Source organism: Candidatus Dactylopiibacterium carminicum, assembly GCF_014736495.1.
Taxonomy (GTDB): domain Bacteria; phylum Pseudomonadota; class Gammaproteobacteria; order Burkholderiales; family Rhodocyclaceae; genus Uliginosibacterium; species Uliginosibacterium carminicum.
Window position 1 is genome coordinate 1 of the sequence record NZ_MDUX01000006.1, and the last position, 26,963, is coordinate 26,963.

29 protein-coding genes are annotated in these 26,963 nt (G+C 62.3%); 11 read left to right on the forward strand and 18 right to left on the reverse strand.

Features of this window, described 5'->3' with window-relative positions:
* Positions 1-78: 78 nt before the first annotated feature.
* Positions 79-363 carry a hypothetical protein gene (locus BGI27_RS02785; protein WP_095523396.1) on the reverse strand — a complete coding sequence of 95 codons (285 nt, stop codon included), beginning with the start codon at positions 361-363 and terminating at the stop codon, positions 79-81.
* A 93-nt stretch (positions 364-456) separates the two neighbouring features.
* Positions 457-1,131 (reverse strand): phosphatase PAP2 family protein, encoded by a 675-nt coding sequence (locus BGI27_RS02790; protein ID WP_223871558.1) that lies wholly within the window; start codon positions 1,129-1,131, stop codon positions 457-459.
* Between the two features lie 262 nt (positions 1,132-1,393).
* Here BGI27_RS02790 and BGI27_RS02795 point away from each other — a divergent pair, with 262 nt between their 5' ends.
* Both BGI27_RS02795 and BGI27_RS02800 read left to right on the forward strand, forming a co-directional pair.
* Complete coding sequence (locus tag BGI27_RS02795; protein ID WP_095523397.1) at positions 1,394-2,368, forward strand: PAS domain-containing protein; 975 nt, start codon at positions 1,394-1,396, stop codon at positions 2,366-2,368.
* A 30-nt stretch (positions 2,369-2,398) separates the two neighbouring features.
* Entirely contained in the window at positions 2,399-4,072 is a 1,674-nt protein-coding gene (locus BGI27_RS02800; RefSeq protein WP_095523398.1) for a sensor domain-containing diguanylate cyclase, read from the forward strand.
* A gap of 5 nt (positions 4,073-4,077) precedes the next feature.
* Here the strand turns inward: BGI27_RS02800 and BGI27_RS02805 are convergent, their stop codons facing one another.
* The 11 genes from BGI27_RS02805 to tsaB all read right to left on the reverse strand — a co-directional run bounded on the left by BGI27_RS02805 (position 4,078) and on the right by tsaB (position 15,384).
* Positions 4,078-4,629 carry a DJ-1 family glyoxalase III gene (locus BGI27_RS02805; RefSeq protein ID WP_095523399.1) on the reverse strand — a complete coding sequence of 184 codons (552 nt, stop codon included), beginning with the start codon at positions 4,627-4,629 and terminating at the stop codon, positions 4,078-4,080.
* 38 nt (positions 4,630-4,667) lie between these two features.
* Positions 4,668-8,831 (reverse strand): ATP-dependent RNA helicase HrpA, encoded by a 4,164-nt coding sequence (gene hrpA / locus BGI27_RS02810; protein ID WP_095523400.1) that lies wholly within the window; start codon positions 8,829-8,831, stop codon positions 4,668-4,670.
* 59 nt (positions 8,832-8,890) lie between these two features.
* Positions 8,891-9,151, reverse strand: a complete 261-nt coding sequence (infA, locus tag BGI27_RS02815) for a translation initiation factor IF-1 (RefSeq protein WP_095523401.1) — start codon at positions 9,149-9,151, stop codon at positions 8,891-8,893.
* A 100-nt stretch (positions 9,152-9,251) separates the two neighbouring features.
* On the reverse strand, positions 9,252-9,455 hold the full coding sequence (locus BGI27_RS02820; protein WP_095523402.1) for a cold-shock protein: 204 nt from the start codon (positions 9,453-9,455) through the stop codon (positions 9,252-9,254).
* 234 nt (positions 9,456-9,689) lie between these two features.
* On the reverse strand, positions 9,690-10,373 hold the full coding sequence (locus tag BGI27_RS02825; protein ID WP_095523403.1) for an LrgB family protein: 684 nt from the start codon (positions 10,371-10,373) through the stop codon (positions 9,690-9,692).
* Complete coding sequence (locus tag BGI27_RS02830; RefSeq protein ID WP_223871559.1) at positions 10,367-10,774, reverse strand: CidA/LrgA family protein; 408 nt, start codon at positions 10,772-10,774, stop codon at positions 10,367-10,369. Before BGI27_RS02830 ends, BGI27_RS02825 begins: the two co-directional genes overlap by 7 nt.
* Before the next feature lie 23 nt (positions 10,775-10,797).
* Positions 10,798-12,078 (reverse strand): mechanosensitive ion channel family protein, encoded by a 1,281-nt coding sequence (locus BGI27_RS02835; protein WP_095523404.1) that lies wholly within the window; start codon positions 12,076-12,078, stop codon positions 10,798-10,800.
* A 26-nt stretch (positions 12,079-12,104) separates the two neighbouring features.
* On the reverse strand, positions 12,105-13,370 hold the full coding sequence (locus BGI27_RS02840) for an RsmB/NOP family class I SAM-dependent RNA methyltransferase (RefSeq protein WP_095523405.1): 1,266 nt from the start codon (positions 13,368-13,370) through the stop codon (positions 12,105-12,107).
* Positions 13,371-13,442: 72 nt separating this feature from the next.
* Positions 13,443-14,258, reverse strand: coding sequence for a uracil-DNA glycosylase (locus BGI27_RS02845; RefSeq protein ID WP_095523406.1), 816 nt, complete (start codon positions 14,256-14,258; stop codon positions 13,443-13,445).
* Positions 14,255-14,713 carry a ribosomal protein S18-alanine N-acetyltransferase gene (rimI, locus tag BGI27_RS02850; protein ID WP_223871560.1) on the reverse strand — a complete coding sequence of 153 codons (459 nt, stop codon included), beginning with the start codon at positions 14,711-14,713 and terminating at the stop codon, positions 14,255-14,257. The genes BGI27_RS02845 and rimI overlap by 4 nt, the downstream gene beginning before the upstream one ends.
* Complete coding sequence (gene tsaB, locus BGI27_RS02855; RefSeq protein WP_095523407.1) at positions 14,710-15,384, reverse strand: tRNA (adenosine(37)-N6)-threonylcarbamoyltransferase complex dimerization subunit type 1 TsaB; 675 nt, start codon at positions 15,382-15,384, stop codon at positions 14,710-14,712. The genes rimI and tsaB overlap by 4 nt, the downstream gene beginning before the upstream one ends.
* Positions 15,385-15,691: 307 nt before the next feature.
* Here tsaB and ompR point away from each other — a divergent pair, with 307 nt between their 5' ends.
* From ompR to fabI, 7 genes are all read left to right on the forward strand, one after another.
* Positions 15,692-16,405: an osmolarity response regulator transcription factor OmpR gene (gene ompR / locus BGI27_RS02860; RefSeq protein WP_095523408.1), complete on the forward strand. Its 714-nt coding sequence runs from the start codon at positions 15,692-15,694 to the stop codon at positions 16,403-16,405.
* 6 nt (positions 16,406-16,411) lie between these two features.
* On the forward strand, positions 16,412-17,245 hold the full coding sequence (locus BGI27_RS17820; RefSeq protein WP_223871561.1) for a HAMP domain-containing protein: 834 nt from the start codon (positions 16,412-16,414) through the stop codon (positions 17,243-17,245).
* Positions 17,238-17,756, forward strand: a complete 519-nt coding sequence (locus BGI27_RS17825; RefSeq protein ID WP_223871562.1) for a sensor histidine kinase — start codon at positions 17,238-17,240, stop codon at positions 17,754-17,756. The genes BGI27_RS17820 and BGI27_RS17825 overlap by 8 nt, the downstream gene beginning before the upstream one ends.
* A gap of 58 nt (positions 17,757-17,814) precedes the next feature.
* A complete protein-coding gene (locus BGI27_RS02870; protein WP_095523409.1) occupies positions 17,815-18,456 on the forward strand; it encodes a septation protein A in 642 nt (213 codons plus the stop codon).
* Between the two features lie 7 nt (positions 18,457-18,463).
* Positions 18,464-18,736 (forward strand): BolA family protein, encoded by a 273-nt coding sequence (locus tag BGI27_RS02875; protein ID WP_095523410.1) that lies wholly within the window; start codon positions 18,464-18,466, stop codon positions 18,734-18,736.
* Between the two features lie 47 nt (positions 18,737-18,783).
* A complete protein-coding gene (locus tag BGI27_RS02880; RefSeq protein ID WP_095523411.1) occupies positions 18,784-19,605 on the forward strand; it encodes a peptidylprolyl isomerase in 822 nt (273 codons plus the stop codon).
* A 405-nt stretch (positions 19,606-20,010) separates the two neighbouring features.
* Positions 20,011-20,805: an enoyl-ACP reductase FabI gene (gene fabI / locus BGI27_RS02885; protein ID WP_095523412.1), complete on the forward strand. Its 795-nt coding sequence runs from the start codon at positions 20,011-20,013 to the stop codon at positions 20,803-20,805.
* 67 nt (positions 20,806-20,872) lie between these two features.
* On the opposite strand, the gene BGI27_RS02890 is transcribed toward fabI, so the two are convergent.
* From BGI27_RS02890 to BGI27_RS02910, 5 genes are all read right to left on the reverse strand, one after another.
* Positions 20,873-21,097 (reverse strand): DUF1161 domain-containing protein, encoded by a 225-nt coding sequence (locus BGI27_RS02890; RefSeq protein WP_095523413.1) that lies wholly within the window; start codon positions 21,095-21,097, stop codon positions 20,873-20,875.
* A gap of 104 nt (positions 21,098-21,201) precedes the next feature.
* Positions 21,202-21,966: a HesA/MoeB/ThiF family protein gene (locus BGI27_RS02895; protein WP_095523414.1), complete on the reverse strand. Its 765-nt coding sequence runs from the start codon at positions 21,964-21,966 to the stop codon at positions 21,202-21,204.
* Between the two features lie 6 nt (positions 21,967-21,972).
* Positions 21,973-22,341: a response regulator gene (locus BGI27_RS02900; RefSeq protein WP_223871563.1), complete on the reverse strand. Its 369-nt coding sequence runs from the start codon at positions 22,339-22,341 to the stop codon at positions 21,973-21,975.
* Positions 22,342-22,370: 29 nt separating this feature from the next.
* A complete protein-coding gene (locus BGI27_RS02905; RefSeq protein WP_095523416.1) occupies positions 22,371-23,327 on the reverse strand; it encodes a diguanylate cyclase in 957 nt (318 codons plus the stop codon).
* Between the two features lie 212 nt (positions 23,328-23,539).
* Complete coding sequence (locus BGI27_RS02910) at positions 23,540-24,847, reverse strand: threonine/serine exporter family protein (protein WP_095523417.1); 1,308 nt, start codon at positions 24,845-24,847, stop codon at positions 23,540-23,542.
* A 182-nt stretch (positions 24,848-25,029) separates the two neighbouring features.
* Between BGI27_RS02910 and BGI27_RS02915 the strand changes: the two genes are divergently transcribed.
* Positions 25,030-25,956, forward strand: coding sequence for a lysylphosphatidylglycerol synthase domain-containing protein (locus BGI27_RS02915; RefSeq protein WP_095523476.1), 927 nt, complete (start codon positions 25,030-25,032; stop codon positions 25,954-25,956).
* Positions 25,953-26,960, forward strand: a complete 1,008-nt coding sequence (locus tag BGI27_RS02920; RefSeq protein ID WP_095523418.1) for a glycosyltransferase family 2 protein — start codon at positions 25,953-25,955, stop codon at positions 26,958-26,960. The genes BGI27_RS02915 and BGI27_RS02920 overlap by 4 nt, the downstream gene beginning before the upstream one ends.
* Positions 26,961-26,963: the final 3 nt, after the last annotated feature.

Sequence of the window (26,963 nt, forward strand, 5' to 3'; positions counted from 1 at the left end):
CTGTCCCATTCATGCTTTCAGTTTAGAACCTGCAACAGCTAACTCCGACAGCGCCTTTTTTAAGGGGAAGGCCAGGACTTACTGAACGGCGCCGAGGCGCGCGGCAAACAGGGACCCAGAGTCCGCAGGGAACTGATAGCGGGCAAATGCGCCATTGATCTGATCCAGATCGCGCTCGCCAGTACGCTCCTGGAAGCTGATCCCGAGTGGCCTGCCATGCAGGGCCAGGGTCATGAAGGCAAAGCGCCAGCGCTGTGTTTCAGCCAGCCGCTCACGCAATGCAAGTTCGTTGGTGATTTCGATGCCGGCGGCCTTGATCGATTCCAGGAACTCGGAATAGGTTTCGTCGCAGATCTTACCCATGGTCTCATCCTTAGTTTAGTCGCCCCTTGATCGGGGTCTCCGTGCAGCAATTAACGCGGCAATCCGCATCGGGTTGACAGCTTCTCCTGGCTTTCAGACGGCGCTCGGGGCCAGCCTGCGGCGCAGCAAGGAGAGCCATGCCCCAGCCCCTCCAAGCAATGCCCCGCCGTAAGCATCCAACGCCACATGCTGACGCGTGGCCAGCGTGGACCACACGATCAGCCCGCACCAGAGCAGGTTTACCCAGACCAGATAGCGTGGTGCCCCACTTTCGCACAACAGTCGCTGCAGCCAGACGGCAGAAAAAACAGCCGTGGCCACATGCAGTGAAGGACAGGCATTACCTGCAGCATCTACCCCCTTGAGGAACGCCACGCCGGGATAGCGCGCCCAGTCAATGTCGGCAGGCGGCACCGCAGTCGGCCAGAAATGGAAGATCAACAGCCCAAGCAGGCAAACCGCCCCAATTCTCAAACCATAGCTGATCAGTTCGCTTGCGTTGACCAAGAAGAGCGGCGGTAGGGAAACATAGGCCCATAACGACAAGTAGGGCACCAGCGCCAGGGGGCTGAACGGCACGACCCTGTCCAGCCAGGTCAGCGGCACCTCGGTCACGGGATAGGCAGGATTCTTCAGCAGGTAGATGTAGGCCACGAAGAACGCAGCGGTGAACCCCATGGTTCCCAGACTCTTGAGCCAGAACTGCTTGCAGAGCACGGACATGAAACGCGACCACCACTGGTCGCCAGAGCGGGGTTCGTTGCGCAAGCGTGACCTCCAGGACAGGATAATTCCGGAACGGGTACCCGGTGGCGAGCGACCACGGCAGGGCGCGCGCATTGTGCCAAGGCTTCACGCCGATCACCAGCATCCGCAGACGACCGATTCAAGCCTATTGCTGCCGCAGCCGTAGACGGTGATAGTCACGAGACGCGCACAAGCGAGCAGCATGCGCGGGTGACCGCTGGATGCTGCCGCAAAAAACGCCACTCTGGAAGGAGACCCAGGTTTGGCACACCCCGGAAGCATCATGGTCGGCAGCATTGTGATCGCCATCGGCGCCGCGGCACTGGGCAGCTGGTTTGCGGACGCAGGCCTGTTGATCCCGCTGGCAGTCGCCGGTGCGGCCTTGCCACTGCCACTCCATGCCTGGTGGCGAGCCTACCATCACGGCAGGAATCAGCGGGCTACCAGTGAAGCCCTGATACAAACCTTGCTTGAGGTCATTCCGGAACCGGCCTATCTGAAGGACGCGCAAGGCCGCTATCTCATGGTAAACACGGCCTTTACGCGACAACGCCAGCAATCGCCCGAGCAGATCCTGGGACGCACGGCGTTCGAACTGGCGCCTGACGAAGACACCGCACGCTTCGTGCAGGCAGAGGACGAAGCCGTGCTGGCCGGCCAGATCGTCTACAACGAGGATCTCACCCGCAACGCCTACAGCGGTGATGAATGTCTGCGGCTGATTTCCAAACGCAGCAGCCTGTGGCTGGACGGCCAGCGCGTGATCGTCGGCGCCAGCTTCGACATCAGTCAGGTCAGGCATACGGAGACACGCCTGCAGCAAGCGCTGGACCGGCAGACCGAGATCGCCATCAATACGGTCAATTTCGTCCAGCGCCTGCTGAACGTGATCCCGGAGCCGGTCTACATCAAGGATGCACAGGGGCATTACGTCTTCATCAACGAAGCCTTCGCCCGCCAGCGCAATCAGACCGCCAGCGAGATCCTCGGCCGCACGGCCACCGAGCTGGCGCCCGATGGCGCGACCGCAGCACTGGTGGCCCACGAGGATGCCGAGGTGCTGTCTGGACACAGTATCCACAAGGAAGACCAGAAGCCCCACCCCGTCACCGACGACATCATCCATCGCATCGTGACCAAGGGTGCATGCCTGGATGCCGAAGGTCGCCCCGTGATCATCGGCGCAAACTTCGACATCACCGATCTCCGCCGTGCGCAGGCGGACCTCCAGGAAGCCCTGGCACGCGAGCGCGAGTAGCACAGGCTGAGCCTGGAGTTTGTCCAGCGCGTGCTCGACCAGCTCCCCTACCCCGTCTACGTCAAGGATGCCCATAGCCGCTATCTAACGGTCAATCAGGCCATGGCCGACGAGCACGGCGCGAGTCGCGAAACCTTGCTGCAACAGACAGGGATCAGCTCCCAGGAAGGCTCTGCCGGTCTGCGCGTCATGCTCGACGAGGACGCCCGGGTCATCGATGGCGAACGCATCCGGCGCGAGGAACATGGCCCGCATCCTCTCACCGGCCAGGAACGCTTCCGTATCGCGACCAAGAGCACTTGCCTGAACGCACTCGGCGAGCCGGTCATCGTAGGTACGATGGTTGATCTGACCGAACTGCGCCAGGCCGAGCGCGAGATCCGCGAGGCGCTGGCGCGCGAAGTGAAGCTGCGGGAGCGTACGGAAGAATTCATCCAGCGCCTGATCGACGTGATTCCCGATCCGGTCTACGTCAAACGTGCCGACGGCCGATATCTGATCATCAACGACGCATTCGCCGAGTACCAGGCACGCAGCCGGCAGGCACTGCTCGACGATCCGGCCTATTTTCCGCACCTCTCGGAAGAGTCCCAGCAGCTATCCAACGCCGAAGATCAGGCCGTACTCGGCGGCAGCGAAGTCTTCAAGGAAGAGCACACCATCCGCCGCGCCACGGGTGAAGAGATCTTCCGAATCGTCACCAAGCGGCGCAGTGCCTATGTGGATGGCGAACCGGTAGTGATCGGCGTGGACCGCCATACCACCAAATGGCGTCTGGCCGAGCGCGAACTCAAGGCCGCGCTTGATCGCGAGGTCAACCTGCGCGAGCGCACCCAGGCCTTCGTGCAACGACTGATCGACGTGATTCCCGACCCGGTGTACGTCAAGAAAGCGGACAACCACTATGTGATGGTCAATGAAGCCTTCCTCCAATTCCATCGCAGAGCGCGTGGAGAGGTACTCAACAACCCGAGGATCATGCTCTGGGGGCGGGAAGAAGACCGCCTGAACGCCTTGAGTGAAGACAGGACGGTCCTGGACGGTGGAGAGGTCATCAAGGAAGAACACACCGTCCGCGTCGGCACCGATGAGGAAGTATTCCGCATCGTCACCAAACGGCTCAGCTCCTATTTCGACGGCGTGCCGGTGATCATCGGCATCGACCACCACATCACACGCTGGCGCGTGGCCGAACGCGAATTGTTGCGCCTGGCCCAGCAGGATACGCTCACGGGCCTATCCAACCGCCGCCATTTCCGCGATCTGGCGGAATCCGCGATCGCACGCGCGACACGATACGAAGAAGCGCTGTCACTGCTGATGCTGGACATCGACCACTTCAAGACCATCAATGATCGCTGGGGACACGGCATTGGCGACGAAGTCCTGATCCAGACCGTGCACATCTGTCAGACAGTGCTGCGAGCGACGGACCTCTTCGCACGCTGGGGTGGCGAGGAATTCATCGCTCTGCTCCCTCACACCCGGCTGGAAAACGCTCAGCAAGTCGCCAACCGGCTGGCACAGGAACTGGCTGGAACTCCCGTTCCGACCAGCCAGGGCATGCTGAAGGTCACCCTCAGTGGCGGCGTGACGCAGTGGCAACCGGGCGAAAATCTGGACCAATTGGTCTCGCGCACCGATGCTGCGCTCTATCGCGCCAAGGAGGCCGGCCGCAACCGGGTGCTGTCGGCCACCTGCTGAAGGCTTCAGGACAAAAGCATGGCTTGCGACAACTCGCGTGCCTTGGGCGCCCCGACCAGCAGGGTCACCAGCTCCAGCGCGAACACCGCGCTGGTGCCGGGGCCGCGCGACGTGGTGACCAGGCCATCGGTCACCACGTTGTAGGCCGCGATTTCCGCGCCGCCCTCGCGCAGCGCATCTTCGCACCCTGGAAAACAGCAGGCCCGGCGCCCCTGCAGAACCCCCGCCGCAGCCAATGCAGTAGGCGCCGCACAGATTGCAGCCACACGCCCGCCAGCATCGATTTGCGCGCGCAAACGCTGAGACAATGGCTCGCTCTCACGCAAACGGCGAGTACCGGGACCGCCCCCCGGCAGCACGATCATGTCCGGCTGGGCGCCAATATCCGCGAAACCAAGATCGGCCTCAAGCACGATGTCATGCGCACCGCGCACGCTCTTCTGCCCGTCCAGCGAGACCAGCCGGGTTTCCACTCCGGCGCGACGCAAGACGTCTGCCACCGTCACCAGTTCGGTTTCCTCGAAGCCTTCGGCCATGTAGATATCAACGCTCGGCATGTCTGATCTCCGGATGAAAAGAAAAAGATAGCCCGTCTTCAGCGCGGGCGCGACTCCCAGATCTTCTGCAGGCGTTTCACGCTGACCGGCATCGGTGTTTTCAGCTCCTGGGCAAACAGGCCCACGCGCAATTCCTCCAGCAGCCAGCGAAAATCCTCCAATTGCGGATCGCTGACACCAGCCTTGAGCTTGGCCAGATGCTCGCGCTCCCAGGGGCCTGCCAGCGATTTCCACTCCGCCATCAGTTGTGCGTCGCGCGCTGGGTTGTTGCGCATTTTCTCAATGCGCACGTCGATGGCCTTCAGATAGCGCGGGAAAAGCGACAGCTTCTCGAACGGCCAGGCGACCAGGAAATTCTTCGGCAACAAGCGGCCCACCTGCGCCTGCACATCGGCAAGCAATTCGGGGAAACTCTTCAGACTGGCGAAACGCTTCTGCAACGAGGCATGCTCGGCCAGCAAAGTGCCTGCCAGCCGCATCAGTTCCTGGGCGATCAGGCTCACGCGGGTCTTGGCCTCCAGCGCACGCTGGTTGAAATCCGTCGGATTCACCGGCAACGGCTCCATCAGACAGCAACGCACCAAGGTAGCCTCGACAAGCTGGGCTTTCAGCTCGGCTTCGGTACCGAAGGGCATGAACTGCAAGGCCAGCGGTCGCAGACCGGGCAAACGCTCCACCGCGCGCACCTGATCCTTGAGGTTCAGTGCGAACAGACGTACCAGCCCCTTGCGATGCACGCGTACAGCCTCTTCCTCCGTATCGAAGGGACGCAGGCTGACCGAATCGCCATCATCATGAAGCGCCGGAAAGCCGATCAGGTTACGGTTGCCGATCTTCACTTCCAGCAATTCCGGCAGCGGGCCAAAGCTCCAGGTGGTGATGCCGGAAAACTGCGTGTGCAAACCGTTCTCGTCGCGCATGTCACGGGTGGCCGCATGAATGCTGCCCTGCGAGGAAGCGATTTCTGCCTTGCCTGCTCCGTTTTCGTGGACTTCATCCACGCCCGTTGCCGTCTTGCCCTGCACATTGAGCGCGGCCAATTGGGCGCCCATCGAACCTTCGATCTGCGCGGCACGGAAAGCCGCCGCCGCTGAATCCTTGAGCGAGAGGCGCAATGCGGCGAGATCGCGCGACTGATCCAGTACGCGGCCATGCTGATCGATCACGCGGAAATTCATGAAACAGTGCGGGTTCAGGTTCTCATTACGGAAGCTGGCCATGTCCAGCTTGAGGCTGACGCGCACCTCCACGAAACGCTGCAACGCGCGGATGATCGGCTCATCCTGCTTGAATTCGCCAGCCTCCACCGCCTCGATGAAGGCACGTGCGCTCTCGCCGATGGGCTGCAGGCGATGGCGATGCTTCTGCGGCACGGTCTTCAGCAAGGCCGTGACCTTTTCCTCCAGCATGCCCGGCACCAGCCACTCGCAGCGGTTGGCAGGCACCTGATTGAGCATCGCCACCGGCACGGTCAGCGTCACTCCGTCGTCAGCCTCGCGCGGTTCATGCACATAGCTGAGCTTGAGCTTCTGGCCCATCACCTCGAAGCTCGCCGGAAACTTGTCGCTGGTGACACCCGCCGCCTCATGGCGCATCAACTGCTCGCGCTCCAGGTGCAGGCATTTCGGATCCTTGCGTTCAGCCTGTTTGCGCCAGGCCTCGAAAGCACGCAGATCGGTCACTTCTGCCGGGATCTGTGCCTCGTAGAAAGCTTCGATCAGGGCTTCGTCGACCAGCAGATCCGGGCGGCGCATCTTCTGCTCCAGCCGCTCGATCTCGGCCACGAGGCGCCGGTTGTGCAGGAAGAACGGCATGTTCCTCGCGGCGGCATCCTCGATCTCACCAACCACGAGACCATCCCGGATCAGCAGTTCGCGACACAAGGCCGGATCGACCTCGGCGTAGCCGCAGGGTCGCCGTGCGTAAAGCGTGATGCCATGCAGCACGCCACGCTCCCAGGCCCGCACCACGCCCTTCGTTTTTTCCCAATGCGGTTCAAACACACTTTTCCGGACCAGATGCGCACCGACTTCTTCCAGCCATTCCGGCTCGATCCGCGCGATGCAGCGGGCGAAGAGCTTTGACGTGTCGATCAGCTCAGCAGCCATCAACCATTTGCCGACGCGCTTGGCCATGAAGAAGCCTGGATGCGGCCAGAACTTGATGCCGCGCGCGCCCTGGAAAGCGCCCACCCAAGGTCCGCTGGCGTCCTCAAGTCGCAGGCCGATATGGCCCAGCAGTCCGGTCAGCAACGCCTTGTGGATGGCTTCGTAGCTGGCTGGTTTGACATCCTTGGCCGCAGCCTCATCCTTGCCTGGCTTGTGTATCCAGCCATGCTCGGCACACAGCTCGTGCAACTGAGTATGAATGTCTCGCCATTCGCGCATGCGCAACCAGTTGAGAAAGTTCGTCCTGCACCAAACCTTCTGCTTGCTGGAGGACTCCTTTCGCCAGACTTCGTCGGCTGCTCGCCAGAGATTCCAGTACCAGAGGAATTCGCTGCGCGGCTCGCCCTTCTCGTCGGGCGCCAGGCGAAAGCGCGCATGTGCCTGGTCCGCGGTACCGGGTGACTCCGGCGGACGCTCGCGCGGATCCTGCACGGAGAGTGCTGCAGCGATCACCAGCACCTCGGCCAGCGCACCGCGATCACGCGCGGCCAGGATCATGCGACCGATCTTCGGATCCAGCGGCAATTTCGCCAGCTCACGGCCCACTGGCGTCAGTTCGTTGTCGTCATCCACGGCGCCCAGCTCGTTGAGGAGCTGGTAGCCATCGGCGATCATTTTCGGGCTCGGCGCATCGATGAAGGGGAAGGCCTCCACTGCGCCGAGCTTCAGCGACTTCATGCGCAAAATCACGCCGGCCAGTGAGCTTCTCAGCACTTCGGGGTCGGTATGCGCCGGGCGACGGTTGAAATCCTCCTCGTCGTAGAGGCGGATGCACACGCCATCCTGCACCCGCCCACAGCGCCCCGCCCGCTGCTTGGCAGCACTCTGCGCGATCTTCTCGATCTGCAGCAGCTCCACCTTGTTGCGGTGCGAGTAGCGGTTGATGCGTGCCAGGCCTGCATCCACCACATAACGGATGCCGGGTACGGTGAGCGAGGTTTCGGCAACGTTGGTGGAAAGCACCACACGGCGGCCGTTCGAGCGCGAGAACACGCGCGCCTGCTCCTGCGCCGACTGACGCGCATAGAGCGGCAGGATCTCGGTGCCCGGCAGATGATCGTGGCGCAGCGCGTCGGCGGCCTCACGGATCTCGCGCTCACCGGGCAGGAACACCAGCACGTCGCCGGGGTCTTCGCGCTGCAGCTCGCCGACGGCATCGACGATGGCTTCGTACAAATCCTTCTTGGGCTCGTGACTGCGTCTGTCGTCGCGGCGCTGCAGGCGGCGGTCGGTGGCCGAACGCTGCTGTACCGGTTCGTCTTCCTCGATCGGCCGGTAGCGGATCTCGATGGGGTATAGCCGGCCCGAAACCTCGATCACAGGTGCGGGCTTGCCATCGAGTGCAAAATGTTTCGCGAAGCGTTCGGCGTCCAACGTCGCGGAAGTAACGATCAGCTTGAGATCGGGCCGGCGCGACAACAACTGGCGCAGGTAGCCGAGCAGGAAGTCGATGTTGACGCTGCGCTCGTGTGCTTCGTCGATGATCAGCGTGTCGTAGGCGGAAAGCGCCGGGTCACCCTGTGTCTCAGCGAGCAGGATGCCATCGGTCATCAGCTTGATATAGCTTTCGGGCTTCGTGTGGTCGGTAAAACGCACCTTGAAGCCCACTGCCGTGCCCAGCTCACTGCCGAGTTCCTCGGCAATCCGGGCTGCGGTGGCGCGCGCGGCCAGCCGGCGAGGCTGGGTATGACCAATCAGACCTGCCTCGCCACGGCCGAGTTCGAGACAAATCTTGGGAAGCTGTGTGGTCTTGCCGGAGCCTGTCTCGCCACAGACGATCACGACCTGATGCGTACGGATCGTCTCGGCAATCTCCTCACGGCGCTGATTGACCGGCAATTCACCCGGAAAAGTCGGCCGGGGACGCCTTTCGCGGCGCTGAGCACGCGTGGCAATGGATTGCTCGAAACGCTTTTGCAATGCCTCTGGCAATGCGGAAAGCTGGCGCGGACGTGGTTTAAGCTGGAACAACTGACGGCGCAAGGCCGGGCGGTCACGGGTCAGTACGAGGTCGAGCAGATCCGGTTCAGGCATCAACAAGGCTTTAGGCAGGCGGAGTGAAGCGCGCCATTCTACCTGCCAGCAAGAAACCTTCAGCGTCGACGCTGGGTCGAGGCAGGGCCAGGGCCGCGCCCTTCGATATGGCGGAACGTGATACGGCCCTTGGTCAGATCATAGGGCGACAGCTCCAGCGACACTTTGTCGCCCGCCAGAATACGGATGTGATGCTTGCGCATCTTGCCGGAGGTATAGGCAATCAGCTGGTGACCATTTTCCAGGGTCACGCGATAACGGGAATCAGGCAACACTTCATCAACCGCACCATTCATCTCGATCAGTTCTTCTTTAGCCATGCGGGAATCTCCTTCTAGATCACAACAAACGAAAAAGCCCGGCAAGGCCGGGCTCTTCCGAGAACCGACGCGATGCAACAAGCGCATGCGTCTGTCAAAATCACTCGGGACGGATGTTCGAAGCTTGCTCACCCTTCGGGCCAGTCACCACATCGAAGCTCACGCGCTGGTTTTCCTGCAGGGTCTTGAAACCACCGCCTTGGATTGCGGAGAAGTGAGCGAACAGATCCTTGCCGCCACCGTCAGGGGTGATGAAACCGAAACCCTTGGAATCATTGAACCACTTCACGATACCAGTTGCCATGTCTTGAAACTCCAGAAAAAAATAGAAAGGGAAGTCCCCCAGAACTCGATCCAACGTGGACCAGAGATTCTGCGAAGCTCAAGAAGCGGGCGGTGAAGGGAGAAATTCCGGGAAAAACCTAGACTTACGCCGGACAACAGACAGCAGAACTTGAAAATCGCGCAGGCACTTTGCCCCATTCCAGGGCGCAACGCAAGAAAAATCGATCCATTTCTGCATAAATAGACCACATGTTCAAAAAAAGCCTGCCAGCCAGGGTGACGTAAGCAGCATCAAGATGCCTGCGATGATCATGGTCAGGCTGGAAATCACGCCCTCTTCCGGGTCACGACGATGCGCCGTGACGGTGCCTACCGCATGCGCACCGGCGCCGAACATTGCTCCACGCGCCAGGGCCGAACGCACATTGAAGCGCAGCAGCAACAACTCGCCGATGATCATGCCGCCCAGGCCCGTGATCACCACGAAAATCGCGGCCAGGTCGGCCTGCCCCCCCAACTCCGGCGCAGCAGCCAGCGCGAAAGGCGTACTGATCGAGCGCACCGCCAGACTGCGCTCGATCAGTACCGGCAGCCCGAAAAGCCGGCTCAGGATCACCGTGCTCAGCACCGCGGTGATCATGCCAGCCAGCACGCCAGCGCTCAGGCTCAGCCAGTGCCGCCGGATCACGCCACGATATTCATAGATCGGCAATGCAAAAGCGATGGTGGCCGGGCCCAGCATGGCACTGAGCCAGTGGCTCAGCGAGTTGTACTCCTTGTATGAACTCCCCGTGACCAGCAACAACACGATCAGCAGCAATGGCGCCACGATCAGGGGCGACAACCAGGTACGCGGGTAGCGGCGATACAGCATGCGTGCCCCGGCATACAGGATCACTGTGAGCAACAGCCAGACAAGGGCAGAAAGGCTCAGCATTCTTCGTCCCTCCGCCAGCGAGCCTCGAGTTTCCAGGTGAAATCGACTACCCAGGCTGTCACCAGCATCACGCAGAGAGTGCTCAACAGGATCACCGTCAGGACAGCTGGCAGATTGCTGCGCAGCAGATCGAGGTACTGCACCACGGCCACCACGACGGGGATGAAGAAAAGCAGCATTTCGCGCAGCAGGAAGCCGGCGCCAGCGGCAAGCCAGTCAGTAGGGAGAACGCGCAGCCCCAATAGTGCCAACAGCAAGGCAATGCCAAGCACCGTGGGGGGCAATTGAGGCAGGATGCTGGAAAGGCTGGAAACCAGCCACCAGACCAGGACCAGCAGCAGAATCTGCGCCAGGACTTTCAGCGCAGAGCGAAAACCCGCAGAACGAAAACCGTGTGACACGAACCACTCGATACAAAAAGCCGTCAGCCAGCTCGAACAGCACTCCCTGCAGCAATATCGCCCACCAAGCGGACTTCACGCTGCGGGAAGGGAATGTCGATACCTTCGGCACGGAAGGCGGCAAGGATAGCGCGATTGAGGTTCGAGCGCAAGCCGAGACTGCCATTGAGCGGATCCCTGATCCACATCCCCAGCTCCAGCGTGATGCCGTTGTCGTCGAAGGAAACCAGATAGGCCGCCGGCGCCGGATCCCTGAGGACACGCGCCTCCTGCAAGGCAAGCCCTTCCAGCAACTTCAGGGCGTGCTCCACGTCACTGTCGTAGCTGACCTGTACGCGCAGACCGATGCGGATATTGGGATCAGTGAAACTTTCATTGACCACCGTGGAGCCGATCAGGGTTTCGTTCGGAACCAGGCAATGCGCGCCGCCGGAGGCTTTGAGCACGGTGTAACGCGTGGTGATGCGCATCACTTCTCCGCGCTGGTCTCCCACCTGGATCAGGTTGCCGATACGGATCGAGCGATCCAGCAGGATGATAAAGCCGGAAACATAATTGCTGGCGATCTTCTGCATGCCAAAGCCCAGCCCCACGCCCAACGCGCCTCCGAAGACCGAAAGCGTGGTGATGTCCAGCCCGACCATCTCCACGCCGACCAGGATGGCAATCAGCGTGAGCACCGCATTGGCCACGCGCGAGATCACCACCTGCACGCTCGAATCCAGCCCCGAAGCACGCGCCAGCCTGCTCTCGATCACGCCGCCCAACCACAAGGCCACCACCACCGCTGCAAAGACAGAGACGACGCCCTGCAGCAGATCCCACAGACTGACCTGCGATTTGCCCAATGGCAATTTCTGGCTGTCCAGCCAGGTGATCAGGTCTGGCAACAGTCCCAGCAGATCCAATGCAACGACGCACCAGACGATGGCCGCGATGCTGCGCGAGAAACCCGCCAACCAAAGCGCGCGCGGAAAGGCCTGACTCGCCGCGACCACCACCATGCGAATGATCACCATCGCCCACAGCAGGCGCGTGGCAATGACGGCGAAATGCAAGGTCCAGTCGAAATGCTGCGCCAGGAAAATCAGCGCGCTGAGCAACAGGACGCCCAGCAAAGGAAACAACAGCGATGGCGTTCCCTTGACCGGCAGCCGCCCAGCCAGACGAGGCGCGACCATCCGCTGCTGCACGCTTCGTGCGAGCCGCCACGCCACCAGCAGCAGCAGGGCGATGACCGACAATTCCAGCCACGCCGTACCATGGGTCAACTGGGCGATCAGGCTGGAGAAGTTGTCACGCATGACGGGCTCCGCAGGAAAAGAAAAGATCAGGCCGTACGTTCGAAGGCTGCCGCGAAGAAACCGTCTGTGTTGTGCCGCAACGGATCCAGATGCAGACGTTCGCCAGTTTCCAGCGCGACGCCTGCCTGCTTGAGGATCTCCTCTGCCGCCACCGGCCGGAACTGCGGCTGTGCGGCGAGGAAGGCATCGACAATGCCGTCATTCTCCTCACGCAGCAGCGAACAAGTGGCATACACCAGGCGCCCACCCGGCTTCACAAGGCGCGCGGCGGCGGCCAGGATACTGGCCTGCTTCTGCGTCAGCGCAGCCAGGGCAGCCTCGGTCTGGCGCCATTTCAGGTCCGGATTGCGTCGCAACGTGCCGAAGCCGCTGCAAGGTGCGTCGACCAGCACGCGATCCATCTTGCCGGCCAGGCGTTTGATGCGAGCATCGTTCTCGTGATCGATGGTCACCGGATGCACATTCGATAGTCCCGCACGCGCCAGCCTCGGTTTGGCTTTCTGCAGCCGCTTTTCCGAAACATCGAAAGCATAGAGGCGCCCGGTAGAGCGCATCAGCGCACCCAGCAGCAAGGTCTTGCCACCCGCGCCGGCACAGAAATCGGCCACCATCTCGCTGCGACGGGGCGCCAGCAGCAGGCCGAGCAACTGGGAGCCTTCATCCTGTACCTCGATGCTGCCGTCGGTGAACAAAGGATGCCGCTGTAGCGCGGTGCGCGCATCCACACGGATGCCCAACGGCGAATACGGTGTGGGCTGGGCAGTGATGCCATTGGCCAACAGGCGCTCCAGTGCCGCATCACGCTCGATCTTGAGCGGATTTACGCGCAGATCCAGCAGCGCGGGGCGATTGAGCGCACTGGCCAGAGCCATCACTCGCGTTTCATCCGACTGGGCCAGCAGACGCTCGGCCAGCCAATCCGGCAGGTTGGTGCGCTCGCCCAGGCTGACGGGCTGATAGCTGGAAGCCTTGAGTTCCCCCACCCACTCGGCTTCGCCGCGCGACAACAAGGGGGCCAACTGGCGCTGCGACAGGCCCTCGACACGCAGCAACCAGGCCAGCACGAGCTTGCGCGCACGCGTGGACTCCCCCACCACGGCACGCAGTTGGCGCAGATTGCGCAACACGCCATACACGGCTTCGGCGATGAAGGCGCGATCGCGTGCGCCAGCATTGCGGTTCTTGCGGAAGAAACCGGACACGACGCTGTCGGCCGGGAACTGGAAACGCAGCACCTCGTCGAGAAGGTCGGCGGCGGCGTCGAGCTGAGCGGAAGTGATATTGGTCGTCATGGCGTGGATTATCCCATCGGTGCCGCACGCCAGATAGCGCGCAGGCCCGAAATACAGTGGTTCAAGAGTTGATCAACGAGGGCCCAGGGCTTCTAGCTGGGCCTGCGCAAAGCACAGGTCTTCCCATGCACGCGCCTTGTCGAGCGGATTGCGCAGCAGATAGGCCGGGTGATAGGTCACCACCAGCGGCGTTTCGCCGAAATGGAAAACCTTGCCGCGCGCCGCACCGATCTTGAGTTCGCGTGCCAGCAGCGCCTGCGCGGCAGGCCTGCCCATGGCCACGATCAGGCGCGGCCGCACCAGCTCGATCTGCCGCAACAGGTAAGGCTTGCAGGCATCAATCTCAGCAGCTTCCGGCGTACGGTTACCCGGCGGCCGGCACTTCACGGCATTGGCGATGTAGACGTTTTCACCACGCTGCATGCCCAGCGCCGCCAGCATGGCATCGAGCAACTTGCCCGCAGCCCCCACGAAGGGCTCGCCGCGTGCATCCTCCTCCGCGCCAGGCCCTTCCCCCACCAGCATCCAGTCGGCCTGATGATCGCCCACCCCCAGCACCGTCTGCTTGCGACGCTGACACAGGCCACAGCGCTGGCATGCCGCCACGGTAGCCGCCAGATCGTCCCAACCCATGTCCGCCAGCCCGGGCACCAGCGGCAAACCGGCATCCGCCACGGTCGGCGTACTGGCGGGCTGCCGTTCCGGCATCACCATGGCAGGACGTGGCGGACGCTCAGGCTCGGCGATACGGTGGCCAGGAGGCTCCGGCTGAACAGCGGCCTCGGCCATCGCTGGCGCCTCCGGCGCAGCCGCTTCCTCATGAGCACGCAAGCGCCACAAAGGCTTGACACCCAATTCGGCCAGAACGGAGAGGGTTTGAGATGTCATGGCACGCACCTCAACACCAGGGCATCTTCACGCAGGCCACCAGGCGCCGGGTAATAGGACTTGCGCCGGCCGACCTCCTCAAAACCACAGGTGCGATACAGCGCAATGGCGGCTTCATTGGAGGCGCGGACCTCCAGGAAAAGCTGGGCCACGCCGACTTCGCGTGCATGCGAACGCAGATGCGCCAGCAACTGACGGGCGAAGCCACGCCTGCGCCATTCCAGCGCCACGCTGATGATCAGAAGATGCGCTTCATCCAGCACATTCATCACGACAGCCTGCCCCACCAGTTCACCATCCCGGCGCATGAGCCAGCAAGCGTAGCCGGCAGCAAGGGAATCTGCAAAATGCTGCCGTGACCATGCGAAAGCCGTGGCCCGCGCTTCGCAGGCCGCCACTTCGTCCAGATCTTCTTCTTGCATCGGCAGCACCACCGACATCGGCAACGCGATCATGCGCGTCCTCCGGCGGCCAGACGCTCGGCCGTGGTGAGTGCAACACGGTCACGCACATACAAGGGCGCGAGCAAGGCTGCGTCCCGTGCTTCGACGTAGGCTGCCAGTTCCAGCAAGGCACGCGCATCGGGTACGGCCTGAGCGTCGATGCCGCTCAAGCGCTCTTGCAGACGGGCCGTCTGTTCGGCGTAAGCCTGAAAGGCCGTGCCAGCGCCGAACCAGCCGGCCTCGACCCCGGGCATAGCCTCGGGCGCCACGCAGCACGGTTCCAGTACGGTATCCCAGCCCTGGGCAGTTTTCCGATACTGAGCGGCATAGACCTCTCCCATCCGCGCATCCATCGCGACATACACTTGAGAAGCCGCTTGCGCTTGCGCCAGCACCAGCAGACTGCATACGCTGGCCACCGGCAGGTCCGCCCCCAATGCCAGCCCCTGCGCCACGCTGCAGGCCAGCCGAACGCCGGTGAACGCCCCCGGCCCGATACCGCAGGCCAGACGATCGAGCGCCGACAGCGAAGCCCCCGCTTCGGCCAGCAGGGCATGCAACGCCGGCAACAAGGTGGCCGAATGTGCGGGCGGACTGGGCAGCCGCACGCTACGCACTTCGTCGCCCCAACGCAGGGCAAGAGATGCAACTTCGGTAGAGGATTCGATGGCTAGGATTTTCATGGCCGGCGGATTCTACCGCAGCCGGCCACGCTCACGCGGCGCATCCTGCGCCAGCGCCGCATGCGACAGCAGGACACAACAAACAGGCAGCAGCAGGAAAGGGAAAGACTTCATAGGAATCCATGCTCGGGGATTCACCCCTGAGCCGCATTATCGGCAAACGGCCCAGGCAAGGCCGCAGTCATCACAGGCAAGATGTAAGCACATGTTGCCAAACCCCGGGACATAAACAAATTCTTACCACAGGCCCTCCGCTCGGACGGCACCAACGCTGGCGCGGCAATCCGCGCCGAATTAGGATGCCGCCATGGAAGAACGTTACCGCATTCTCGTCGTCGATGATGACGCCCGCCTGCGCAGCCTGCTCGATCGTTATCTCGGCGAGCAAGGGTTCCAGGTCAAGGCCGTGGCGGATGCCGCGCAGATGGATCGTGCGCTGGCACGCGAACACCACGACCTGATCGTGCTGGACCTGATGCTGCCTGGGGAAGATGGGCTCTCCATCTGCCGCCGGCTGCGCGCCTCGCGCAACGAAACCCCCATCGTGATGCTCACTGCGCGTAGCGAGGATGTGGATCGCATCATCGGGCTGGAGCTGGGGGCCGACGATTACCTGCCCAAACCCTTCAATCCCCGCGAACTGCTTGCACGCATCCATGCCGTGCTGCGTCGCCGGCCACGCGTGCAGCCAGGGGCGCCAGTCGAAGGCGGCGTTGTGCGCTTCGGCCAGATCGAAGTCAACCTGACCACGCGCGAACTCCGTCGCGATGGCCAGGCACTTTCGCTGACCACCGGGGAATTCGCGCTGCTGAAGGTGCTGCTGCAACACCCCAAGGAGCCGCTCTCCCGCGACAAGCTGATGGAGCTGGCGCGCGGGCGTGAATACGATGCCTTCGACCGTGCCATCGACGTACAGATCTCCCGCCTGCGCAAACTCGTGGAACCGGACCCGGCCAAGCCGCGCTACCTGCAGACAGTCTGGGGGTTCGGCTACGTCTTCGTACCTGACGAAGCAGCCTGACGAACCATGCATTTTCGTCCCTGGCCGCGTACCCTGCTGTGGCGCAGCTTCCTGCTGATCTCGTTGCTGCTGGGCGCTTCCCTCTTCGCCTGGATGCAGATCTACCAGCAGTTCGCGCTCAAACCGCGCTCCGAACAGATTTCGCGCCTGGTGGTCAGCGTGGTGAATCTGACGCGCGCCGCGCTCATCGCGGCGGATGCCGGGCAGCGCCTAGCGCTGCTGCGCGATCTGCGCCACGAGGAAGGCATCCGGGTATTGCCGGCGGAAACTGACGATGAGACCACAGCGCTGCCGGACAACGAGGCCATGCTGTTGCTGGAGCAGCGCGTGCGTGCCCGCCTGGGCGGCTACACGCGTTTTGCCGCCAGGCTCAACGATCAGCCGGGCTTCTTCGTCAGCTTCCGTGTCGATGAGCAGGACGAGCAGGACGAATACTGGCTGATGCTGCCTTCCGAGCGCGTCGAACGCGCCTCGGCGGCCCAATGGCTGGGCTGGGGGCTGGTTGCCGTGCTTGCCTCCCTGCTGGGCGCCTATCTGCTGGTGCTGGGCATCGCCCGCCCGCTCAAGGCCCTGGAACGAGGTGCGCGCGCCATTGGGCGTGGTGAACGCCCTGGCCCGCTGCCGGAGCAGGGAGCGCAGGAGATCGTCGCCGTGGCACAGGCCTTCGAACAGATGTCGGACGATCTTGCGCAGCTGGATTCAGACCGCGCCCTGATCCTGGCCGGCGTATCGCACGACCTGCGCACGCCGCTGGCGCGCTTGCGTCTGGGAATCGAAATGTCCGGCGCACCGCGCGCGGATATCCGGCGCACCGCGCGCGGATATCGAAGCGATGGGTGAGGACATCGACGAGATGGATCGCATCATCCGTCAGTTCCTCGATTTCGCACGGGATGCGCAGAATGAAAATTCAGCCACCACCGATCTTGCCGCCCTGCTGGATGAACTCGCTGGTGCCTATCGGCGACGCGGCGCCAGCATCCAACTCGAAACCACACGACTGGATGCACGGGTGCGCCCCGAATCGCTACGCCGTGCCATCACCAATCTGATCGACAATGCCTTACGCTATGCCGGCGAGGACAAACCGCTGGATCTTTCCCTGCGCCGTGCGGGCAGGAAGCTGGAAATCGAAGTGGCTGACCGCGGCCCCGGCATTCCGGCCAGCGAGGTCGAACGGATCAAGCGCCCCTTCACCCGCCTGGAGGCCGCCCGCACCGATGCACGCGGCTCGGGGCTGGGTCTTGCGATCGTGGAGCGCATCGCGCGCCATCACGGTGGTAGCCTGGCGCTGTTGCCACGCCCTGGCGGCGGTTTGCGCGCTATCCTGCATCTGCCTCTATCGGATTGAACTTCGCCGCCAGACGCGGCTTCCAAGGCAACGCCCCTCGTCTATAATCGCCCGCCACATGAAGCTATTCTTCGATCTCTTCCCGGTAGCGCTCTTCTACGCCACCTTCCAGTACGCACGCGCAAATGCCGAACTTGCTGCCGCCAAGGCGACCGCCTGGTTCGGTTTCATAGTTTCGGGCGGCGTGGTAGGCCCCAAGGAAGCACCGACCATTCTCGCCACCGTGGTGGTGGTACTGGCCATTGCGGCGCAGATCGCCTGGCTGCTGGCCAGACGCAAACCCGTCAGCGCGATCCTGTGGGTCAGTCTGGCAGCGGCAGCCGTATTCGGCGAAGCCACCGTCTGGTTCCATGATCCGGCCTTCATCAAATGGAAGTTCAGCCTCGTCTATTGGCTGATGGGGATCTCGTTCTGGGTCAGTGCGCAATTCTTCGGCAAGAATCTGATCAAGGCCCTCATGGCCGAAAGTCTCGCCTTGCCCGATACAGGCTGGCGCAGCCTGAATCTGGCCTGGATCGCGTTCTTCCTGTTCATGGGTGCCCTCAATCTGCTCGTGGCCTACAACTTTTCAGAGAATGTCTGGTTCAACTTCAAGATGTTCGGCAGCATGGGCCTGATGTTGCTGTTCGTGCTCGGCCAGGGGCTCTATCTGAGCCGCTACCTGAAACAGGAAGCAACGGACAATCAAGGGCAGGCCTGACCCCTCGATGAGCACACTCGAAGAAATCCGTACCAGCCTGGCCACGTTGCAACCCAGCGTGTGCGAGATCGAGGACGAAAGCCATCGCCATGCCGGTCATGCCGGCGCGCGTGGCGGCGGCGGTCATTTCCGCCTGCGTATCGTCTCCGCACATTTCAATGGTCTGCCGCTTCTGGCTCGGCACCGCCTGATCCATACGACATTGGGCGCCCTCATGCAGGGCCCCATTCATGCATTGAGCATTACCGCTTCGACACCGGAAGAGGCGAGCAGCCACTGACCGCCCTGCCCTTTCAATTTCCTCCCACCCACTCCGGGAAACCATCCATGAAGACCAAGCTGAGTCACCTTGCCATTGCCCTCGTTCTCGCCGCAACCGGCGGCCATGCCGCTGCTCAGGCGACCAAGCCTGCTGCCACAGCCGCCGCCACTGCGCCTAAGGCTGTTGCCAAGGTGAATGGCACCACGATCACGGCCGACGTAGCCGAGCTGATGATCCAGGAACAACTGTCTCAGGGCGCGCCGAACAATGAAGAACTGCGTCAGGCCGTTCGCAACGAGCTCATCCAGCGTGAAGTGCTGGCCCAGGAAGCCCGTCGCCTCGGTTTCGAGAAGCGCAACAATGTTGCCGCACGCCTGACACTGACCCGCCAGGGCGTACTCGTCGGTGGCTACATCGATGACTGGATGCGCAAGAACCCCATCAGCGATGCCGCCCTGCAGGCTGAATACGGCCGTCTCTCTGCAGCCATGGCCCCGAACGAATATCAGGTGCGCCACATCCAGACGGAAAAGGAAGACGCAGCACGCACCATCATCCAGAAACTGCAATCGGGCAGCCGTTTCGAAGACTTGGCCAAGGAATCGATCGACGAGGGTTCGCGTGACAAGGGTGGCGAGATCGGCTGGATTTCTCCGCGTGGTGTTCCAGAAGCTTTCGCCAAGGCCATCGAGAGCCTGGAAAAGGGCAAGTTCACGCCCACGCCGGTACAAACTCCGTTCGGCTTTCACGTGATCAAGCTCGAAGACGTACGCAAGAGCACGCCACCGAAGTTCGAGGAAGTGCGTGAGGAAATCCGTTCGCGCCTGTCGCAGCAACAGCTCAACAAGCACATTCAGGAACTGGTCGCCAAGGCCAAGGTGGAGTAAGAACCTGTTCAAAGTCTGTAGCGAGAGGCCGTCAGCGGGGGCGTAGGCAGCAAACAGCAGAGCGCAGCTCTGCGCTGCCGCAGCCGGTTTGCTATGCAAAGCAAACCGTGGAAAAGAGCAGCGCAGGAACCGGAGTGTAAGGGGATACATGAGGATTCCGAGCAGCGCATGAGCCCCGATCACGGACTCGCAGTAAGACTATGAACAGGTTCTAAGAAACGGTTCAGGATCTGTAGCGAGAGACAGTCAGGGGGCCGAGTAGTGCATAAGCCCCCGATCATGGACTCACCGTAGGGTCATGAACTTCTTCTGAAGACGCAGGGCGTGCCATTCAACCGGTCATGGGCTGGCTGAATGGCGCAGCTATAATCGCGCTCCTTCGAAAATAATACCTGGAGACGGAGAATGGGTTTTCTAGCCGGCAAGCGGATCCTGATTTGTGGTCTGCTGAGCAATCGTTCGATTGCTTACGGGGTTGCCAAGGCCATGCATCGCGAAGGTGCCGAGCTCGCCTTCACCTATCAGCACGAACGCTTCAAGGATCGCGTCAGTGAAATGGCGCATGAATTCGGCAGCGAGCTAATCTACCCCTGTGACGTTCAGGAGGATGAACAGATCGCTGCACTGATCACCGCATTGGAGCAGGACTGGAACGACGGCTTCGACAGCATCGTGCACTCGCTTGCCTTCGCCCCTGGAGAGGCCCTGCACGGCGATTTCCTTGAAGGTTTCTCGCGTGAAGCCTTCCGTACTGCACATGAAATCAGCAGTTACAGCTTCCCCGCGCTGGCCAAGGCGGCCCGGCCGTTGATGCGTGGTCGCAAAGCCAGCCTGCTGACGCTCTCCTATTTGGGCGCGGTGCGCACCTTGCCGAACTACAACGTGATGGGATTGGCCAAGGCCAGTCTAGAAGCTTCTGTCCGTTACATGGCCAACGCTCTCGGGCCGGAAGGCATCCGTGTGAATGCCATTTCCGCCGGGCCGATCCGTACACTGGCCGCTTCCGGTATTGGCAGTTTCGGCAAACTGCTGGCATTCAACGAGCGCAATGCGCCGCTACGCCGCAACGTGACCATCGAGGAGGTCGGCAATGCCGCAGCTTTCCTGTGTTCCGACCTGGCGTCCGGTACCACAGCCGAGATAATGTACGTTGACGGCGGCTTCAATTCGGTTGCCATCGGTACCGACGAACCACTCTGAGACCTGCCACCGCCATAACGAAAGGGCTCGCCTGCGCGAGCCCTTTTTCATTGCCGTGAAGGAATATTCAAAGGCGCTTGTAAGCGATCTCCTTGGTTCCGCCACCGCAACTGCCGACGACCTTGGTGTCCGCCGGGGCCTGCCCCTTGTCCACGATCTCGAGACTGAAACTGGGCACGCCATTGGCCTGGATCTTTGCTTCGATCTCGGCCTTGAGCTCATCGCAGGACTTGGCGGCCAGAGCCGGCGTTGCCAATACGCCCAGACCCAACGCGAACATCAGAATCTTCATCTCTTTCTCCCTTCGAGCAAAGTTTCAGGACTACCCGCGGAGCGCTTTTCCGCAGACGCCAGGATCCAGTCTAGGTCAGCACTGTTGCGCCAGCGCGCAGACCATCAGGCATGACAGGAGGCTTGCGCCCCGCAGACCGCACAGCTCGCATCACGCCCATAGCGGACTTCACGCCAGCGCATGCGCAGGCCATCGAGCAACAGCAGGCGCCCCTGCAGGCTCTGCCCGAATCCCGCGATCAGCTTGAGTGCTTCGGCAGCCTGGCTGGCGCCGATGATGCCGGTCAGCGGTGCGAAGACACCGGTGACGGCACAACGCAATTCCGCGACCTCTTCGCCATCGGGAAACAGGCAGTGATAGCAGGCCGAACCTTCATCACGCAGATCGAACACGGCCAATTGCCCGTCAAAACGGATCGCCGAGCCGGAAACCAGTGGCTTGCGCGCCTGCACGCAGGCGCGATTGACGGCATGGCGCGTCACAAAATTGTCGCAACAATCGAGTACCACATCCACCTCGGCGACATGCTCGATCAGCGTGTGGGCGTCCAGCCGCTGCGGCAGGGCATGGACACGCACCAACGGATTGATCCTTTCCAGCGCACGTTTGCCGGACTTAGCCTTGTTCTCTCCCACGCTCGCCAGTTCGTGCAGGATCTGACGCTGCAGGTTGGAAAGATCCACCTCGTCGCCATCGCACAACACGATCTGTCCGACACCCGCGGCAGCCAGATACAGCGCTGCCGGTGAGCCAAGCCCGCCAGCGCCAACGATCAGCACGCGTGCCGCGCGGATTGCCTCCTGCCCGGCCACGTCGATCTCGGGCAACAGGATATGGCGCGAATAGCGCAGCAGTTCCTGATCATCCATGAAACGTCAACTCGATGAACGCGAACGGGAAAGGGCGACCCCGATGGCAGCCATCACCCTGGCACTGTTGAACGGTTTGACCAGATAGCCATTTGCCCCACCATCGATGGCGGCCTTGACCGTATCCCGATCGGTGGAACCGCTGATCATCAACACTCGTATATCCGGCTGCTCAGTCTTGATCCGGGTGAGAACCTCGATGCCGCCAATACTGGGCATCATCACATCCAGGCAGACCAGTCCCGGCCGCTGCTTGCGCACCAGTTCGATGGCAGTGTCGCCATCTCGCGCTTCTCCGATCACATTGAGGCCCTCGGTACGCAGGATCGCGCGCAACATCGCACGCGTGGTGTCATTGTCATCGACGATGAGCACCGAAACCCTGCTGAACCGGTTCCCGTCGCTCAATCCCGGCCCTCCCCGGGGACTGCCGCATGAACGCGGTTACGCCCTGCCTGCTTGGCGCGGTACAGCGCAGCGTCGGCATCCGCCAGCAACCGGGCACTGGTATAGCCATCCCGGCGCGGCACCACGCTCGCTGCGCCGATACTCAAGGTGACCAGACCTGCAGGCGATGCGTCATGCGGAATCGCGCGTGCTTCGAGTGCACTGCGGATTTCCTCGGCCACGCTGAGTGCGCCGTCGAGTTCGGTATCCGGCAGAATGGCCACGAACTCCTCGCCGCCGTAGCGTGCAATCAAATCTGCAGGCCGGCGCACGCCTGACTCCAGCACCTGAGAAACCTGGCGCAGGCATTCGTCGCCGCGCTGGTGTCCGTAACGGTCGTTGTACTGCTTGAAGCAATCCACATCGCACATCAGCAGGGACAGTGACGCCGACGTACGGATACCACGCGCCCACTCCCGGCGCAGGCTTTCATCGAACTGGCGGCGGTTGGCAACACCGGTCAACCCGTCGACCAGTGACAGGCGCAGCAATTCACGATTCGCTTCGTCAAGCCGCCGGGTCAGTACCACCAGGGAATGACGCATCTGCGAGATGCGCTGCATGGCGCGCACCTTGGCGGTCAACACCATCTCGGAAACAGGTTTGACGAGGAAATCATCACTGCCGACGGAAATGGCACGTTCCAGCTCTTCATCGCTGGCCCGGGATGCCAGGAAGATGATGGGAGTCCATTCGCCATCGCGTTCGAGCTGACGTAGCCGTCTGGCGGTCTCGAATCCATCCATGCCAGGCATCTGCACATCCAGCAGGATCAACTCGGGGCGCAGCTCCTTGAAGAGCTCGATTCCCGCAGGCCCATCGCTGGCCACCAGCGGCTCGATGCCCATGCAGCGCAACTGGTGGCTGATCACCGTGGCGCTTGTGAGCATGTCGTCAATGACCAGAGCTTTCATCGTTTCGTCAACAAATAGTCCCTGGCCGCACAGTGCAACCCGGAAAAGGGCTACATCCCGCGATCTGGAGTGCGGGACGGAGAGTTGGCGAATGGTAACGCGCGGCACGCATGCCCGGGCGATACAGACCGTCAAAATATGCGGCGGACGTGCTGCTGTTGCCGCGCATCAAGCCGTATCGACCCGGCATCTCCTCCGGGCGAAGCGGATTGTCAGGCCAGCCCTGCCGGCCGATGACGCATGAGCAGATTGCCGATCCAGGCACCGACGAGCAGCCCCATACCCATGGAACCCACGATGAAGCCGGATTTGAAGAGATTCGCCAGCGTGGAAGCCACCAGACCGGCAGGTGCGCCGCCACCGGCCAGTGCGATCTCCATCGCCCCTCCGATCGAGCGATACATCAGCACCCCCGGCATCATCGGTACTGCCCCGGCAAAGGCCACGGCCGCGAACGGGATGCGCATGCTCACCACCCAGCGCGAAGCCATCAGACCGATGGGAACGCAGGCCAGCAGGGTCGAGATCTCCTGCGGCATGCCATTCACGTCCATGCAGATGTAACGGATGCCGTGCCCGACCATGCCGCACAGGATGGAAGTCCACAACACCCGCCAAGGAGCGTTGTAGAACGCACCGAAAGCGCAGGAAGCGACACCGGCGAGCAGCACGTCCAGCCACAGCGGCACAGTGCCGGCAACCGTTGCCCAGGGCGGCACCGTGGTCATGCCCAGCGTCAGCCAGCCGCCCAGGAAGATCCCCATCGCGGCAGCAATCAGAATACCGGTCGCCAGCCCTAGACGCGGAATCCCGGTCTGCATCTTGTTCTCGAGCATGTCGTAGAGACCATTGATGAGATGCGGCCCCGGTACCAGCATCAGGGCGGGAACGATCAGGCAGATGCCTGGGGTCTGCGTCCAGCCCATCAGGATCACGCCCCCTCCCATCAGTGAACCGATCAATGCAGCGACGAAGGGCAGCGCGAACAGCACAGGGTGAAAACGGTGCATTTCCTGGCGTGCCAGCATACCCAGGGCGGACGACAGGGAAATCACGGCCATCGCGCCCCAATCGGCAGACAACAGCCAGGCCAGCGCACCGGCCCCCAGACCGAACATCAGAGAGAGCGTCCAGCGGCCGTGCCGACCGGCGGTCTTCTCCACCTCATCAAGCAGCACGATGGCCTCGTGCAGCGGCAATCGGCCCAGACAGACACGATCGATGATGCGATTGACCTCCGCGCTGACAGCGATGTTGATGCGGAATTCCGGTGCCTGGGCATGTACATGTACGCCATCGGCGGTATACACCGTTACCGTGCGGTAGCCGATATGCACCTGCAGTGGCAGCCATAACGCATTGCCCACCTCCTGCAAGCGCTTGCGCAAGCTCTCGGTGCGCATGTTGTAATGCAGCAGCAGACGCGCCACGCGCTGGATGAACCGCAACTCGTCGGACTCGACGGGCAGGCATGGCTTGTCTGCAGGCGGCGGAACGACATCAATCTCGGGCTGGCTCATGGCGGTTCGACTCGGAGGGCGGAAATTCGGCTCGGATGCTCAGACGACGTGCCGGGGCGCGAATGCTACACTGCCGGCCTTTCAAGAGCAGCCCTGCCGCACCATATATAAGCCATGCGTTTTCACCCCCACTGGATGCTACCTGCCTTTTCACGCCAAAAGCACGGTTGGAGCGTAACCCGGTGAAAACATGGCTGAAAAGAGGGGCGGCCCTTCTCATCACACTGGCTCTGCTGGGATGGATCGCCTCGGGAGCGCACTGGCGCAGCGTGATCGACAAGCTGCTCGGGCTGGATGCACTGGCACTTCTGCTGGCGCTGGCAGCTTTCGCAGCCAGCTACCTGTTGCGTGCCGCACGCGTGCATGACGAATTCGCCGCGGAGACCGGTGCCGGCTTCGCCGCCTTCCTGCGCCTCACGCTGCTGCACAACGCCTCGATCAACGTACTGCCCTTCCGCAGTGGCGAGGCAACCTTTCCCCTGCTGCTCAACCGCTGGTTCGGCGTACCGACCACGCGTGCGGTGGTTGCCCTCCTCTGGCTGCGCATCCAGGATGCTTTCGTGGTGCTGGCGCTGGCGGCATTCGTCTGGCCTGGCCTGCACTGGCTGCTGCGCCTGGGCTGGATCGGCATGGTTGCGATCGCAGCCTGGGCCATTCCGGTCTGGGCCAGACGCCATCCGGAGCTTGAGATCCAGGCCGGCCGCTTTGCCGCCACGGTCCACCGGATCCGTGCCGCGCTGGCCGAATCCACCCGGCGCAATACCCGCAGCTGGATATGGACGATCGCCAACTGGTCAGTCAAACTCGCGGCCCAGGCTTGGCTGCTCGCGGCGCTGCTTGGCAGCCAGCTGGCCACCGGCCTGGCTGGCGCACTGGGTGTGGAACTTGCCGCCATCCTGCCGATCCAGGGTGTTGCGGGATTTGGCACCTACGAGGCTGGTGGTGCCGCGCTGCTGGCCCCACACGGGGTGCCCTTTGCCACCGGCCTGAACGCAGCGTTGGCGCTGCACCTTTTCGTGATTGCCGCCGCGCTCGTCGCTGGCGGCCTGGGCGCAGCCCTGCTGCCAGCCCCGAAACCCAGACAATCTTCCGACGGTTCATCATCATGAGCGAAAACATCTCCATCCCCGCCCACAGTCTCTCCATCGTGATTCCGATGTACAACGAGGCCGAAAACGTCGAACCGATGATCACCCGCGTGCATGAAGGCTTGGCGGCTTATCCGCATCCCTGGGAACTGATCCTGGTTGACGACGGCAGCGCAGATGCCACGCCTGCCGAACTCAGGCGTGTCGGCGCGAAGTTCGGCGCACACGTACGCGTGGTCGAGCTGGCGCGCAACTTCCGCCAGACGGCCGCCATGCAGGCCGGCATCGATGCCGCGCGCGGCGACGTGATCGTGACCCTGGACGGCGATCTGCAGAATGACCCCAAGGACATCCCGCGCATGGTCGCACGCCTGCTGAACGAAGACCTGGACATGGTTGCCGGTTGGCGCAAGAACCGCCAGGATGGTCTGTTCCTGCGCAAGATCCCCTCGCGTATCGCCAACCGTCTGATCGCACGCATCACCGGCGTGAAACTCAACGATTACGGCTGCAGCCTCAAGGCCTTCCGCGCCAGCGTGCTGAAGAACGTACGTCTGTATGGCGAGATGCACCGCTTCATCCCGGCCTGGCTGGCCACCGTGACCACACCGCGCCGTATCGCCGAGGAAGTCGTCACTCACCATGCACGCCAGTTCGGTGAATCCAAGTACGGCATCTCGCGTACCTTCCGCGTGATCCTGGATCTGATCTCGGTGTACTTCTTCATGCGCTTCCGTGCCCGCCCCGGCCATTTCTTCGGCGGCGCTGGCCTGATCCTCGGTGCCATCGGCAGCGCGATCCTGGCCTACATGGGTTTCCTCAAGCTGGTGCTGGGGCAATCCATCGGAACCCGTCCGCTGTTGCTGGTGGGCTTCTTCTGCATCGTCATGGCCGTGCAGTTCATCCTCTCCGGCGTACTGGGCGAAACCCTGGCGCGGATCTATTTCGAATCCGGAGCCGGGCGCCTCTACACGGTGCGCAATCCGGACCAGCCCGGACCGGACGAAGCTTGGCATCAGGTCTGAGCG